Source organism: Acinetobacter sp. 1542444, from assembly GCF_000581835.1.
GTDB lineage: Bacteria > Pseudomonadota > Gammaproteobacteria > Pseudomonadales > Moraxellaceae > Acinetobacter > Acinetobacter pittii.
Map to the genome: position 1 here is coordinate 874,440 of NZ_JEYA01000001.1, position 14,648 is coordinate 889,087.

12 protein-coding genes are annotated in these 14,648 nt (G+C 37.9%); 7 read left to right on the forward strand and 5 right to left on the reverse strand.

The features are described from left to right. Positions 1-63 precede the first annotated feature (63 nt). Positions 64-1,119: an N-acetyl-gamma-glutamyl-phosphate reductase gene (gene argC / locus J580_RS08375; RefSeq protein ID WP_016805956.1), complete on the reverse strand. Its 1,056-nt coding sequence runs from the start codon at positions 1,117-1,119 to the stop codon at positions 64-66. A gap of 184 nt (positions 1,120-1,303) precedes the next feature. Here argC and J580_RS08380 point away from each other — a divergent pair, with 184 nt between their 5' ends. Beyond that, entirely contained in the window at positions 1,304-2,824 is a 1,521-nt protein-coding gene (locus tag J580_RS08380; protein WP_032003781.1) for a hypothetical protein, read from the forward strand. Here the strand turns inward: J580_RS08380 and J580_RS08385 are convergent. Then, positions 2,821-3,501 carry a SprT family zinc-dependent metalloprotease gene (locus J580_RS08385; RefSeq protein ID WP_017386031.1) on the reverse strand — a complete coding sequence of 227 codons (681 nt, stop codon included), beginning with the start codon at positions 3,499-3,501 and terminating at the stop codon, positions 2,821-2,823. The two genes, J580_RS08380 and J580_RS08385, sit on opposite strands and share 4 nt — an antisense overlap. After that, positions 3,501-4,172 (reverse strand): ribose-5-phosphate isomerase RpiA, encoded by a 672-nt coding sequence (rpiA, locus tag J580_RS08390; RefSeq protein ID WP_002046900.1) that lies wholly within the window; start codon positions 4,170-4,172, stop codon positions 3,501-3,503. Before rpiA ends, J580_RS08385 begins: the two co-directional genes overlap by 1 nt. 101 nt (positions 4,173-4,273) lie before the next feature. Between rpiA and ilvA the strand changes: the two genes are divergently transcribed. The 3 genes from ilvA to J580_RS08405 all read left to right on the forward strand — a co-directional run bounded on the left by ilvA (position 4,274) and on the right by J580_RS08405 (position 7,971). Then, positions 4,274-5,821 carry a threonine ammonia-lyase, biosynthetic gene (gene ilvA, locus J580_RS08395; protein WP_014206951.1) on the forward strand — a complete coding sequence of 516 codons (1,548 nt, stop codon included), beginning with the start codon at positions 4,274-4,276 and terminating at the stop codon, positions 5,819-5,821. A gap of 143 nt (positions 5,822-5,964) precedes the next feature. After that, positions 5,965-6,615, forward strand: a complete 651-nt coding sequence (locus J580_RS08400) for a potassium channel family protein (protein WP_014206952.1) — start codon at positions 5,965-5,967, stop codon at positions 6,613-6,615. 18 nt (positions 6,616-6,633) lie between these two features. Further along, positions 6,634-7,971: a TrkH family potassium uptake protein gene (locus J580_RS08405; RefSeq protein WP_032003782.1), complete on the forward strand. Its 1,338-nt coding sequence runs from the start codon at positions 6,634-6,636 to the stop codon at positions 7,969-7,971. A gap of 39 nt (positions 7,972-8,010) precedes the next feature. On the opposite strand, the gene J580_RS08410 is transcribed toward J580_RS08405, so the two are convergent. Beyond that, positions 8,011-9,162 carry a phospholipase A gene (locus J580_RS08410; RefSeq protein ID WP_032003783.1) on the reverse strand — a complete coding sequence of 384 codons (1,152 nt, stop codon included), beginning with the start codon at positions 9,160-9,162 and terminating at the stop codon, positions 8,011-8,013. 21 nt (positions 9,163-9,183) lie between these two features. Next, the gene (locus tag J580_RS08415; RefSeq protein WP_032003784.1) at positions 9,184-12,123 is read right to left on the reverse strand and encodes an insulinase family protein; all 2,940 of its coding nucleotides are present in this window, start codon (positions 12,121-12,123) and stop codon (positions 9,184-9,186) included. Positions 12,124-12,506: 383 nt separating this feature from the next. On the opposite strand from J580_RS08415, the gene J580_RS08420 reads away from it, so the two are divergent. From J580_RS08420 to J580_RS08430, 3 genes are read left to right on the forward strand one after another with little or no spacing between them, the layout of a single operon-like run. Continuing rightward, entirely contained in the window at positions 12,507-13,511 is a 1,005-nt protein-coding gene (locus tag J580_RS08420; protein ID WP_032003785.1) for an adenosine kinase, read from the forward strand. 16 nt (positions 13,512-13,527) lie between these two features. Beyond that, positions 13,528-13,836, forward strand: coding sequence for a Rieske (2Fe-2S) protein (locus J580_RS08425; RefSeq protein WP_002121079.1), 309 nt, complete (start codon positions 13,528-13,530; stop codon positions 13,834-13,836). A 25-nt stretch (positions 13,837-13,861) separates the two neighbouring features. After that, positions 13,862-14,470: an OB-fold-containig protein gene (locus tag J580_RS08430; protein ID WP_002121106.1), complete on the forward strand. Its 609-nt coding sequence runs from the start codon at positions 13,862-13,864 to the stop codon at positions 14,468-14,470. The last annotated feature ends 178 nt before the right edge of the window (positions 14,471-14,648 follow it).

Genomic DNA, 14,648 nt, shown 5'->3' on the forward strand with positions numbered 1-14,648 from the left:
GATCAGAGTCAAGACACACATTTAAATCGAAATTTAAATGTGTGTGAAGCAAAAAAGAGTTTTTTATGGTAATAAACCAATCCCTTGTAAGCCTTCGTCTTCATTAAAGCCAAACATCAGGTTCATATTTTGTACAGCCTGACCAGATGCACCTTTTACAAGGTTATCTTGAGCCGCCAAAATAATCAGTTTATTTGGTTGTGGTTTATATAATGCAATACGAAGTTCATTCGCACCGCGTACACTACGTGTTTCAGGTGAACTATTTGCAGGCATAACATCTACGAATTTTTCATTAGCATAGAAGTTTTCATACAAAGCTTGTAAGTCTGTCTGCTTACCAGCTTCTGTCAAATCTACATAAATTGTACTCAGCATACCGCGAATCATAGGTACTAGATGCGGAACAAATAAGAGTCCATCAAACCCGCCCTTTTGTCCTGCAATATTTTCTAAGGCTTCTACAATTTCTGGATGGTGACGATGACCTGCAACACCATATGCTTTAAAGTTATCAGCGTTTTCACTATAAATCATGCCCAAGCTTGCTTTACGGCCAGCACCCGAAACACCAGACTTCGCATCAATAATAATATTTTTGGTTTCAATGAGTGCTTGTGCTGATTTTAATAGTGGCGCTAAACCTAATTGAACAGTCGTCGGATAGCAACCAGGGTTACCAATAACTTGAGCTTGTTTAATTTTTTCGCGGTTTAACTCAGTTAGACCATATACAGAATCTTTTAGTACATCTGGGCAAGCATGCTCCATACCATACCATTTTTCAAATTGTTCAAGATCTTGTAAGCGAAAGTCTGCTGCTAAATCAATAACTTTAGTTCCAGCTGCAATTAAATCTTTGGCATGTTGCATGGCAACACCATGTGGCGTTGCAAAAAATACAACATCACACTCTTTTAATGCATCAATGTTTAAATCTGAAAATTGAAGATCTGTATGTCCACGTAAATTAGGGAACATATCTGCAACTGGTTTGCCCGCTTCTGTACGTGAAGTAAGAACTCGAACCTGCGCTTTAGGGTGTCGTAATAAAATACGTAATAGTTCAACGCCTGTATAACCCGTTCCACCAACAATTCCGACAGAAATCACGTGCATTACCTCAATTTTTGAATCTATACTTGGGCAGTAGTATGACAGGATGTCCAAGCTTACAAAACCATTTCATGCTTGGTAATTTTAATTTTTTTAATTTTAGCGACAATCAGATAGCACTTACTGGACTGTCATAACCACATAAATATCAGCAAATAAATACCAGATTAATTTTTGGAGAGCTAGGATGCTTCATCAATCAAAAGAAACAAAATTACGCACGTACCTTGGCTTGAGCACATTCATTTTAAGTGTAGCCCTTACTGGTTGCGGAGGTGGAGGTAGTAGTGGAGGCAGTTCACCCACTACACCAACGCCAGTTGACCCTACACCTGAAGCAACAACTGATGTTACTTTAAAAACCCCTGTAGAAATGCGTAATATCCAGCTTAAAGTATATGACAATACCAACAACGCTGTTCTAGTGGATACTTCAATTGCGAGTTTAAATAGCTTTAATGTCAAAATTCCTACTGCAAAATTGAATCGTTTATATCGCGTAGAAATTACAACTCAAAGCTCATCTCAAGTGTTTGACCCCATTACTCCACAATACCAAAATTTGTCAGGTATTTATCATGCATTTATTACACCAAACAATGTAAGTGGCAGAATCCAATTCATTAGCCCAAGCAGTGAAGCAGTTTATCAACGAGCTGTCATACGTTCAGGACAACTCCCTCAAGAAACGTTTGACCCAACCCGTATTGAGCAATTACATGTAGATTTAGCTTCTCAAGATGTCTACAAATCGTTAATGAATGCGTTTAAAGATGCTGACATTCCAAGTTTAAGTCCAGCTAATTCCCTTCTGAATTTAACTTTGTTGCGATACTCAACTACTAAACCTAGTACATATGTAGATAGTTATCTTAGCTTTGGTTACTTACAATATTGGTCAACGATTCATGGCGGAGCAAACACCTACCAAGAACTTGTTAAAAGTTTAGCAACTGATTTAAAAGATGGCTTTTTGGATGGGAAAAAACTTCATGGGGATCAAACATCCTTCACTCCTATTTTCACACCTGCTCCAGATAATATTGATCCACTAAAAAATACGCTGTTAGATATTGCAGCTAATCAAAAAGTAACGCGCGATTACTTTGGAACCAACCTAAAAGCATCTACTTTGCAATTGGCTCAGGCTAATTCACAACAGTCTTTAGATCAGACGGGTTATGAACTTCTACAAAAAAAACAATATACAGGAATTGTTCCTACTGTAAATTCAACAACATTCATTCGCATTGACGGTGCTGGAGATTACCGTAGAGCTGTTGGGTTTACCACCACAGCGACGTGTAATGGATCAACCTACCCATGCAAACAAGGCTTAACCAGCATCAATCTATCAGATCCAAACCTACCAGCTACAGACTATTTAGTGGGTCACTATGAAGACACCTCAACTGGATGTCAGCTTAATTTTCGTGCGAACGGTCAAATCGACTTGAGTAAAGGCTCACAAATTTATCGTGCTGCTTTAAGTGCTGATAGTACCGATAATTTATTGCAAACAGATGCTGCCAGCTCAAGTTATTTACTCAATTCAAGTTCAGCCGAACCAAATAACTCGACGCAACAATACAACTTTATCCAATTATCTATTAAAGCAAATAAGATTATTAGTGCTAAAGCAGGTTTAGATAGCCGGAAAGCACCCGATAGCTTACAAACACCACAACTAGAATGTAGTTTTAGTTAGTTTGAGACATACCACCATGCAGGCAATGGATTTGATTTAAGTTGTCTGCGGTGTTTTTGAAAATATGGATCGTATTTTTCAACTTCTGCCCAAAATGCAGGACTATGGTCAAAATGTTTAGTATGCGCCAACTCATGAATAGCCACATAGCGAGCAATTTCATGTGACATAAGCACCAGCCCTGCATGTAGCATAATATTATGCTGACTACTACAACTTCCCCACCGAGTTTTCGGGCGGCGAATTGTGCATTCCCTATAAGCCAATTGAGTGTGCTCACTTAATTCTTTCAAAAGCTCTGGTAATTCTTGTTTCGCATAAGCAATAACTGCGTTTTGCAATGCCAAATATGGCTGTGTGTCTTTAATAAATAAAGAATTGTTTTCCCAGTCGAATTGAAAAACACGATGCTGCTTTTGAACAACGACTTGAAATGGCTGTTCTTTATTAAAGAAATAAATTTCTGAAGGAATATCAATAGATGCCGATTGGACGTTTTGTTGCTTATTCCATGTCTCGGTTAACCATTGTTCAGATTGTGCTAAAAAATGCTGAATTTGTTTTTTACTACAAAATAAAGGAACCGTAAGACGGATTGAAGCAGGCTCAACACGTAAGCGCAATTTTCGTGCTCTTACGTGTCGAACGATTTTAATCTCTGGCATTTTTGCAGACATTACTGTGCTGTACGCTCTTCAATACCATTATTCGTTGCAACAATTGCAATCGTTGCAGGATTTAAGGCGAAGATACCGTTAGTTACCACACCAGGAATATTGTTAATTGTTTTTTCCAGTTCAATAGCATTTAAAATATTAAGATTGAAAACATCCAAAATAACATTCCCGTTATCTGTAACTACACCCTCACGATAAACTGGGTCACCACCTAAACTTACCAATTTACGAGCTACAGCCGAACGCGCCATTGGAATAACTTCTACTGGAAGTGGAAAATCACGTCCAAGTTGATCAACCCATTTTGAATCATCAACAATACACACAAACTTCTTAGCAATTGATGCAACAATTTTCTCACGTGTTAATGCAGCACCGCCACCTTTAATCATATGCATATGACGGTCGATCTCATCTGCACCATCAACATAAGCATCTAGGCTACCTACATGGTTCATATCAACCACTTCAATACCAAGTTTTTTAAGACGATCAGCAGTTGCTTGAGAACTTGCCACAGCTGCTTCTAATTGTAATTCTGGGAGTAAATCAATTAGAAAATTTACGGTACTTCCAGTCCCAACACCCAAAATGCCACCTTTGGGTAAGTGTTTTAAAGCAGCTTTAGCAGCAGCTTGTTTCTTTTCATCTTGGGTTGCATATAGGCTCATTACATCACTCAACTATTTTTTGACATTTATGCGCCAATAAACGGCGCAAATGCACAAGGGTTTGCTACAATAATTTCCTATTTTAAACTGTTATAGGGAAGATGAACATGCTGTCTCGTGTGGTACGACAAATTTTACAAGCAACGGTTTATGATGTTGCAATTGAAACACCTCTCGAAGCAGCTCCACGAATTAGTCAAAAATTAAACAATACAATTCGTTTTAAGCGTGAAGATTTACAACCCGTTTTTTCTTTTAAATTACGCGGTGCCTATAACCGTATTAGTCAATTACCAAAAGAACAACTTGAACGCGGAGTAATTTGCGCCTCTGCTGGTAACCATGCTCAAGGCGTAGCTTTGTCAGGACAAAGATTAGGAATTCCCGCTATTATTGTTATGCCGAGCACAACACCTGACATTAAAGTTCAGGCTGTTAAACGCTTAGGTGGTCAAGTCGTATTACATGGCGATAGCTTTGATATCGCAAATAAATATGCTCAACAACGTGCAGAAGTTGAAGGTCTTGTATTTATTCCACCTTATGACGATGAACTTGTCATTGCAGGTCAAGGCACAATTGCCAATGAAATTTTACGTCAATGGCGTGATGTAGAATACGTGTTTGTTGCCGTAGGTGGTGGTGGTCTTATTTCAGGCGTAGCAGCTTACCTTGGTGAAGTTGCACCGCACGTAAAAGTTATTGGCGTTGAATATGAAGAGTCTGCTTGTTTAAAAGCAGCTTTAGAAGCAAATGAACGTGTAATTTTGCCACACGTGGGCTTATTTGCAGATGGTACAGCTGTTGCCCAAATTGGTGCTTTACCTTTTGATATTATTCGTTTGCGCAAATCTGATAACTCAGGCCCGATTGTTGATCCTGATATTGTCACTGTAAATACAGATGAAATCTGTGCAGCAATTAAAGACACATTTGATGAAAACCGCAGTATTGTTGAACCTTCTGGAGCAATGGCTTTAGCGGGTATCAAAAAATATATTCACGAACATAAAATCAGTAATAAAAATATGGTGTCGATTGTGTGCGGCGCCAATATGAATTTTGACCGCTTACGTTATATTGCTGAGCGTACGGAGTTAGGTGAGCAACGCGAAGCGATTTATGCAGTTACCTTATCTGAAGAAAAAGGTGCATTCTTAGGCTTCTGCCGTGCTTTACAAGGCCGCAATATCACTGAGTTTAACTACCGAGCAAACAATACAGAGGAAGCACAAGTATTCGTCGGTATTAGTTTGAAAGGTGGAGATGCAGAGCGTCATGAAATTTTGGAACAATTAAAACAGCAAGATTATATTGTAGATGACCTTTCTGACGATGAAGTTGCCAAATTACATATTCGTTATTTAATTGGTGGTCACGCAAATCTAGATGATGAAAGATTGTTCCGTGTCGAATTCCCTGAACGTCCAGGCGCCCTCTTAACATTCTTAACTCGTTTAGGTCCAACTCACAACATTACCCTCTTCCATTATCGTAATCATGGAGCGGCAGAAGGTCGTGTTTTAGTTGGCTTACAAGCAACCGATGCTAAACAAAACCCTGATGGATTGATTGAGACACTCGAGCAGATTAATTATCCGTATGCAGAAATTACTGATAATGTTGGCTATAAACGTTTCTTAAAATAATCTTTAGTTTTGATGAAGAAGCCGACATAGTTGTCGGCTTTTTTATACATTTTTTTATATTTCCAGCATATTTACATTGCTTCTCTTTATCTTAAAGAAAATATCCTTAAAAATAATGATCTAACTCGGAAAAAAGGACCAACATGGCACAGTTCGCAGTCATTGGCTTAGGTAGTTTTGGAGCCACAGTTGCTCAAGAACTCACAAAATTAAATCATGATGTTATTGGCATCGATACAGTAAAAAAGAATGTCGAAAATCTTGCCGACGTTTTAACTCATGCCGTCATTGCCGATGCTACTGACGAACATGTGCTTGACGAATTGAATATCCAAAATTGTGACGCTGTTGTAGTTGCAATTGGTGAAGATATTGAAGCCAGTATTTTGTGTGTGTTGAACTTAAAAAATCTAGGCATTGATAAAATTTGGGTAAAAGCAAAAACCAAAGCTCATCACACCATTTTGTCACATCTCAATATCAATAAGATTATTCATCCTGAAGAAGATATGGGGGTAAGAGTTGCTCAAGCTCTGAACTACCCTATGGTAAGCCGCTATATGTCTTTAGAAGATGATCATTACATTATCAAAATTGAAATCCCAGATAGGCTTAATGGCATCAATTTATATGGCATTATGCAGCAAGCGCCTCAAGTCAAAACATTGCTCGTGAAAAGACAGCAGCAAATTTTGTTTGAGACTGAAGAAAATTTCACTTTGCAAACACATGATATTCTTATTTTAGAAGGTCATTTATCACAGTTAAAGAAACTTTCTAATTGCTTCTTATAAGAAAACGAACTCTAGAATATGTCCATATATCCCAAGCCACATAAAACGTTAAATTTAAGCCCTCCTTCTCTTTTAGCGCTAGGGTTTTTAGGCTTTATTACTTTTGGCACTTTATTGCTTAAATTGCCATTTGCGAATACAGGCAATGTCAGTTGGATGGATGCGCTTTTTACAGCCACCTCAGCAGTTACCATTACCGGTCTATCCGTTTTAAATATTCATGAGTCTTTTACCCTCTTTGGGCAAACTATTATTTTATTGCTGATCCAGTCTGGCGGTTTGGGATTTATGACTTTTGCGATCTTGGCAGCATTAAGTTTGTCACCAAAAGTTGGTCTTAAACAGCAAATGATGGCTCAAGATAGTCTCGGGCAAACGAGCCTATCTAAAGTTACTTTTGTTGCTAAAGGCGTTGTCACCTATACTCTTATTTTTGAGCTGATTGGTACAATTATTCTCACGACTGCTTTTACACCAACATACGGGTTTGCGCGTGGTTTATATTATGCAGTTTTTTATAGCATTTCCTCATTCAACAATGCTGGTTTTTCATTATTTTCCAATAGTTTAATGAATTTCCAAAGTAACTATATTATTTGTATAACCATTAGCATCCTTTACACTTTAGGTGGTCTTGGTTTTTTAGTACTCATGGATATTAAGCAAAACAAAAGATGGAAAAAACTAACGCCAAATAGCAAACTTATTCTTACCACTATTGCAATTATCAACCTCGTTGCCTTTATTTTAATATGGGCCTTAGAAGCTCAAAATCCCGCGACTTTAGGGATGTTAAACTCAGGTGAACAAGCATTAAACGCTTGGTTTCAGGCAACAGTTCCACGATCTTCAGGCTTTAATACCATTGATACAGGTGCAATGACCAACAGTAGCTCACTACTAATGATGTTACTGATGTTTATTGGTGGTGGTTCACTGAGTACAGCGGGTGGAATCAAAGTTGGAACCTTTGTCATTTTAGTACTTAGTGTAATTTCATTTTTACGCCGTACAGATGAAATTAGAATATTTAATCACTCTGTATCGCACGAAACCACCTATAAAGCATTAGCAGTGACTGCTATTACGAGTATACTGATTTTCATTGGCTTCTTTATTCTTTTACTTTTAGAACCTAAAGCAGATTTTATGAATTTGCTTTTTGAGGTTGTTTCTGCCGCATGTACAGTGGGTCTCTCTCGTGGAATCACACCTGATTTACATAACGGTAGTTTATTTATTTTAAGCCTACTCATGTTTGCTGGAAGGCTTGGGCCTTTAACACTCGCCTATTTAATCGCTACTCCTAAAAAGAGCCGACTTAAACATCCTCAAGCCAACATCCAAATTGGATAATAAAAAAGCCGCTTTAAAAGCGGCTTTTCTTATATCGTCTTAGTACCAATTCAAGAGCGACACACCCAAACCAGCATAAGTTGCTCGATGGTTATAATCAATTAGGCTTTCACCATAACCGTTAAACAACTGGAAATGTCCGCGTAACTTGCCACTGATTGGAAAAGCCCAATCAAATTGCACAGCACCATGAGAGTCATCACCACCTTTCAGTGAATGACGCAGCATTAGAGAGAAGTCATTCTGCTTCCACTTATAAAACGCTGTTAAATCACCACGACCAATGTAATCTTCCATATCCGGATTATTATCATCTTTACTATCTTCTTCAAGACGAATCCATGGACGAAGCATTAAAGCAAAATTACCACGCTCCAATCCAACATTAAAAATTACACGGTTCCAGCTACGAGATAATGGATCTGAACGACCATTTGACTGATGGTTTAACGTAACTCCAAGCAAACGCCCATCTAAACCAAGCAACTCGTAGTTCGTTCTAAACATTAAACTTGCTTCTGGTTCATAGTTCGTTTCACGGAATGGGCGAGATTCTTCAGCATTGAACGTCTGCCAGCGTGAAGATTGTGTATACCCTACCCACAAATCACCATTATTTCCAAAAATATTTTCCCAAGCTTTGGTTTTCAAAGAAATCTGAAACTTACTTTCTGTTGATTTCAGATTCTGAGCATCCGTTACAGTATTATTTGGATTTGGACTACTCGGGAATTCATTCTTATCACTGGTCCAAAATACGGGTAGTAAATAGACTGGCTGATAAGCACGAATGTTCCAAACACCTAGCTTACTTTTTTCAGATAATTCCCAACGTTGATCTAGCAAAGAAGTAGTAGGTTCAAGTGTAGGTGCTTTACCAATCACTTTAATATTACTAACTGTATCTACAACCTTCTCTTTAAATGTTTCTGGTTGAACAGCGGGCTGATCGATTTTTTTAACAGGCTCAGGTACTACCGCGGCTTGTACAACAGGTAGAGCTGTTGGCTTAAATACAGAGTCGTAACAAGCCAGACGATCGGCATTCGAAGCAAGAGCAACACATGCATCAACTGTGGCAGGGTTTGCTGGAGCTAAGGTATCAGCATATGTTACAGACGCACATAAACAGCTAAGCACGATTCCCATGCTTAGCTGTAAAGATGTGCGTTCAAATTGTTTGAACGCCATGTTCAATCTCCAATTTTTATTTTAATTAACTTGTTGAATGGTAAAACCTAATTGCTGCAATTCATCACGTTTAGCAAATGGCGCAACTAAAGCTTTTACAGGAGTTTGCTCTACTAAATATTGACGAGCAACACGTTTTAAATCATCCAATGTTACATGCAACAATCTTTCACGCAAAGTACGGCGGAAAGCTGGTGTTCTCGCATGCAACAATGCATAACATGCTGTAATCGCTTCACCTGCTGGAGAGCCTGGTTTATCCATACTTGCCACTAAACCAAGAATTGCTTCTTCAAGCTGATGAGGTTGTTGCTCTGTATTTAATAACCATTGCACGCTTGCTTCAAAGTCTTTAAACGTCTCTGCTAAACGTGGATCACGGTAACTGAAGAAACGGAATGAACAAGCATTTCCATCATAACTAGCACCGCCGCCATAAGCACCACCTTTTTCACGGATAGCACTGTGCAAGAATCCGTTACGTAAATAAGCTGCCAATACCATTAATGGAGCTGCATCTGGATGTGATACTTCTACGGCTTGATATGCAGACGCACAGAATTGAACGTTTGCCTGAATTAACCATGCTTCATGATTATTATCATTAGCTTGTTCTACTTGAGTTAACTCAGTTGTAGCTGTATCAACATTCAACTTATCCCAAACATTCTGGATTTCTTCAACCAAACGTTCAGATTGATGTTCTTCACACACTAGTAAGAACTGTTTAGGTGCTTGCAACAACTTACTATGAATACGTTTTAATTCTGCAATTAACTCATTATAAGCAGCATCATCTTGGGTAATTTTAGTAACAAGCTCACCCAACCAGTTCAATGCACCTAAACCCGTGTTTTGATAGTCACGTTGAGCCAGAGCACTCATGTTACGAGAAGCAATTTGCATCGCATAGCTGTGACCTGAACCAGATAAACGAGATTGCCAACGTGTTTTACGTTGTTGCAGTAACTCGATAATTCGTTCTTTCTCATCAAAACGAAGCTGTTCAAATGCTAATTTTAATAAATGAATTGCATCAAATTTCTGAGTCAAAGATTTAGTCGTTAACGTTAACCAAGCACTAATTTTATCTTTATCATCAACTTTACTACGTAAAGAAGCGCCCATTCCTAAACCACCACTTACAGCGGTTTGCAAGTTTTGTAGTTCAAGATAGCCATATTCGCCTGCACCCACTTCACCCATCAAAATAGAAAGCAAATTGAAGTAAGGTGACTTCACAATATCTTCAGGGATCTGGATAAGTACTTGTTGATAGTAAATGCCGTTAGTACCCGCATGGTACAAGTTCAACGGCGTATCCATACGATTACAAATAATTTCGCGTAACTGACCTTGCACAATATGCAAGTCAGCAGGTACATCTTCCAAACCTACTTTTGGCAATAACTCAAGATTATCAGGAGTGTCCTGACGTTCCTCTAAAGCCTTAGTCTTAGCAATGATTTCAGCCTTATCAGCATCTGTTAGCTTTTCACCAATAGCCGCTAAACGAGCTTTTTCCGCTTCCTGCTCTTTTACAGACTTGGTCGGGTCTGGAACTAAAGTCATTTGTACGCGATGAGGGTTGTCGAGCAAATGTGTTTGAATCAGATTTGATAACCACATTGGGTCTTTCAACTCTTCTTTAACTTGTGCAATTGCGCTGTCAACATCCCAAATTTGGATTGGATCATTATGGTGAATCGCACCACTTAAGCCATTTAAAATTAGACTTAAACCATACGGTGTACCATCACCATTAATTTCACGTTGATGTAACTCGATTTGATGCAAAATTGCATCGACTAAATTACTATCAATTGGTTTTGCAGCAACATCACGCAGAATATTTAAAACACCCTCTCTAAAGCTTTGGGCATGTTCTGGGTTTGAACCTTGAACACCACAGTAGAAAGTCATTTCAAAATTACTATCGTCTACGCCCATTAATGGACCTGTTGATTGAGCGTAGCCACAAGTTTCTAAGTAATGACGCAGTGGTGAAGCTGAATTTTCTAATAAAATTCCTTCAACTAAACGCATTCCTAAACGCAATTTAATGTCATTTGCCTCTGGTAATAACCAAGATAGAACATGATAAGTTTTATCTTTTAAATCATCACTATCAACACCATAGTTCTCTGTTACTTCAATTGGTGCAGCTAAACGTTTTTCAGGCTTAGAGTATAAAGTTGTTCCCGCAGAAAACTTGTGTAGAGCTAGTTTTTCAAACTGCTCTTGTAGTTCATATGCTGTCTGATTACCAAAGGTCATGAATACAGCATTGCTTGGGTGGTAATGTACTTTATAAAAATCGACTAACTGCTCATACGTTAAATCAGGAATATCTTTCGGATCACCACCTGAGTTGTAATGATAGGTCGTTTCAGGAAATAAATGATGAGCCAACTGATGATAAAGTTGATCAGACGGTGCACTCATTGCACCTTTCATTTCATTAAAAACAACACCTTTATATACAGGTTGACCATTTTCAAGTTCAATACGAATACCTTCTTGAGCAAAATCAAGTGGATTCAAATTGGCAGCAAATGCCGCATCAAGATAAACAGAAAGTAAGTTTTGAAAATCTTTTTTATTTTGAGTAGCGAATGGATATGCTGTCCAATCTGCTGCTGTAAATGCGTTCATAAAAGTATTTAAAGAACGACGAATCATTAAAAAGAATGGATCACGTACCGGAAACTTTTCAGATCCACACAAAGCCGTATGTTCTAAAATATGTGCCGTGCCTTTAGAGTCCATAGGCTGGGTTCTAAAAGCAACAAGAAATACATTTTCATCATAATCAGTTGCCAAGTGATAATGCACCGCACCTGTGACTTTATGCTTATATTCAGACACTAAAATATCTAATGCTTCTACATGGTGCTGACGTAGCAACTGAAACGCAGGGTGAACAGTTTGAGAAATGGTTTCAGTGACATCTACAGTCATGTGATCTCCTAACATATCGGATAAGTGAATAAGTCTCATTATAGCCTGAGTCAGCTTGAGATTGGCGAACAAAAGCCAAGTAAAATACTATGTTTTTGTTGAGTATTAGTTTTCATTGGCATAGCTTTGATATCAAGCACATAGCCATGAATGTTTTATCCTACCAGAACAAAAGCTTTTAATTCTATGTATATGATAGACATTGAATAAAAAAGCTTATCAATTTTATCTTAACGAGCTATTTTCAAATCTAAAGAATATTCACACAACAATATTTTTTCCACTAATTTTTGATTTAACTGAATTTTATTCAACAAACTACAGCAAATCCAAGCAATGGTGTAAACTTAGCAACCTGATTTTTTTATTTTGTGACAACACATATGGCAACTGTAGATCTTTTTGCAATTGGTAATGCATTAATCGACCAAGAATTTAAAGTGTCTGATGATTTTCTTAGTCAACAAGGTTTGCAAAAAGGCACCATGCAGTTGTCCGATGGCGACACTCAATCTGCTCTTTATGCAGAGTTAAAACAGCATCAAGATTATAAAGGTCAAGCAAGTGGTGGTTCTGCTGCGAATACTACTGTAGCCTTTAGTGCATTAGGTGGAAGTGCTTTTTATGGTTGCCGCGTTGGTAACGATGATTTGGGTTCAATTTATCTGCAAGGTTTAAATGAAGCTGGCATCCAAACCACTCCAAAATCAATCAGTGAAGGCGTGACAGGTACATGTATGGTACTCATTAGTCCTGACTCTGAACGCACAATGCATACTTATTTGGGCATCACGGCTGAACTATCTCAAGATCAAATCGACTTTGAACCGTTAAAAACAGCAAAATGGCTTTATATTGAAGGTTATCTTTCTACAAGTGAAACAGCGCGCAAAGCTGTAAAACAAGCCAGAGAAATTGCAAAAGCAAATGGCGTTAAGATTGCTTTATCTCTTTCAGATCCTGCCATGGTGCAATACGCTCGCGAAGGCTTAGAAGAGCTCATGGATGATGGCGTAGATTTACTATTTTGTAATGAACAAGAAGCCTTAATGTATACAAATACTACATCTGTAGAAGACGCTCTTGCTCAATTACGTTTTAAAAATCATACAGTAGTCATTACACAAAGTGCTAAAGGTGCTTTAGTTTCTAACTCTACTCAACATTTCCATGTTGCAGGTCGCCACGTAGAAGCCGTTGATACAAATGGTGCGGGTGATGCATTTGCAGGCGCATTCCTTTATGCCCTAAACCATCATCAGGATTTGAATGCTGCTGCACAGTTAGCTGTCTTGATTTCTAGTGAAGTTGTTTCTCAATTTGGCCCACGTTTAGCGATTAATGATTATGCTAAACTTCTCGAAAATTTTCAGAAGGAATGTGCTTGAAATGGAAAGGATCTGTATGACGGAAGAAGTTCCTGAGCGTGAAGCTAGAGCTTTTGACACTTTACAAGGAACTACTATTTTCATTACACAACGTGATGGCGCATTCTATGCTTATCAAAACTTATGCCCTCACTTGCAAACAGAGCTTGAATATTTAGAAAATCAATTTCTTGATCAAGACCAAGAATATATTCAATGTTCTACCCATGGTGCTTTATTCACTGTGGAAACAGGCGAATGTATCTCAGGACCATGTTTAGGTGATTTTTTAAATAAAGTTGAGATTAAAGTACATTCAGATGGCGGTATCTATATCGTAGACTGAAGCGATCAACATTAGAGTTTCTGCCATGGCTGATTTCTTTTTCAATTATTATCTTATGCCATTTCACTTAAGTGTAGTGGCTTTGATATTACTCAGCGTGGTAGAAACCATTGGTATGTATATTGGACTTCGTCCAAGTCAATTACTCAAAAAAATTGCGCCTGTTTGGCTTTCTAACTCGCCACTACTTAACGTTAAATTTTCTAAAGCTTTAATTTTCGTTTTTTTACTTATCAATTTTAGTTTTGCAGGCTATTTTTTACAGCTCTCTTTCTTTGCAATCCAGCATTATTTTATTTCACCATTTTATTTAATCGTCCCAGCCCTTGTCATCGCAATCTTTTTTACTGTATTCATGATTCACTGCCTTGACCAAGTAATTAAACCAAAGCTTACTCATACAAACTATAATCTTTTAGGACGTTTAGCGACAGTTTCCAGTGGTAATGCTAGACCTGGATTTTCTGCCCAAGCGCGAGTGCGTGATGAATTCGGCCAGCTCCATTACGTTCAAGTCGAACCAGAATACGGCGAACTCGAATTATACTCTCAAGTTATCCTTGTCAGAGTGCATAAAAGCCATTATGTAGCCAAGAAAATTTCTGTATCAAACGACCTTTTCGCCCCCGATTAAATTCTCACTACTATTCTATTTACTTGCTGCTTTTTGCAGGCTTTATTACGTCTATATTTTATTATTTTCTTTTTAATTAATTATTTATTATTCCAACTTTTTTAGTTTGAAATAGTATTTATAAATATAATATACAACCATTTTAGTTGGTATTAAATTAAAACAAACTATTTTAATC

Coding starts and splice junctions, on each gene's coding strand:
- J580_RS08380 (WP_032003781.1), top strand. CDS start 1,304: ATGCTTCATCAATCAAAAGAAACAAAATTACGCACGTACCTTGGCTTG.
- J580_RS08415 (WP_032003784.1), bottom strand. CDS start 12,123: ATGACTGTAGATGTCACTGAAACCATTTCTCAAACTGTTCACCCTGCG.
- ilvA (WP_014206951.1), top strand. CDS start 4,274: ATGAACATGCTGTCTCGTGTGGTACGACAAATTTTACAAGCAACGGTT.
- J580_RS08385 (WP_017386031.1), bottom strand. CDS start 3,501: ATGTCTGCAAAAATGCCAGAGATTAAAATCGTTCGACACGTAAGAGCA.
- argC (WP_016805956.1), bottom strand. CDS start 1,119: ATGCACGTGATTTCTGTCGGAATTGTTGGTGGAACGGGTTATACAGGC.
- J580_RS08425 (WP_002121079.1), top strand. CDS start 13,528: ATGACGGAAGAAGTTCCTGAGCGTGAAGCTAGAGCTTTTGACACTTTA.
- J580_RS08420 (WP_032003785.1), top strand. CDS start 12,507: ATGGCAACTGTAGATCTTTTTGCAATTGGTAATGCATTAATCGACCAA.
- J580_RS08405 (WP_032003782.1), top strand. CDS start 6,634: ATGTCCATATATCCCAAGCCACATAAAACGTTAAATTTAAGCCCTCCT.
- J580_RS08400 (WP_014206952.1), top strand. CDS start 5,965: ATGGCACAGTTCGCAGTCATTGGCTTAGGTAGTTTTGGAGCCACAGTT.
- J580_RS08410 (WP_032003783.1), bottom strand. CDS start 9,162: ATGGCGTTCAAACAATTTGAACGCACATCTTTACAGCTAAGCATGGGA.
- rpiA (WP_002046900.1), bottom strand. CDS start 4,172: ATGAGCCTATATGCAACCCAAGATGAAAAGAAACAAGCTGCTGCTAAA.
- J580_RS08430 (WP_002121106.1), top strand. CDS start 13,862: ATGGCTGATTTCTTTTTCAATTATTATCTTATGCCATTTCACTTAAGT.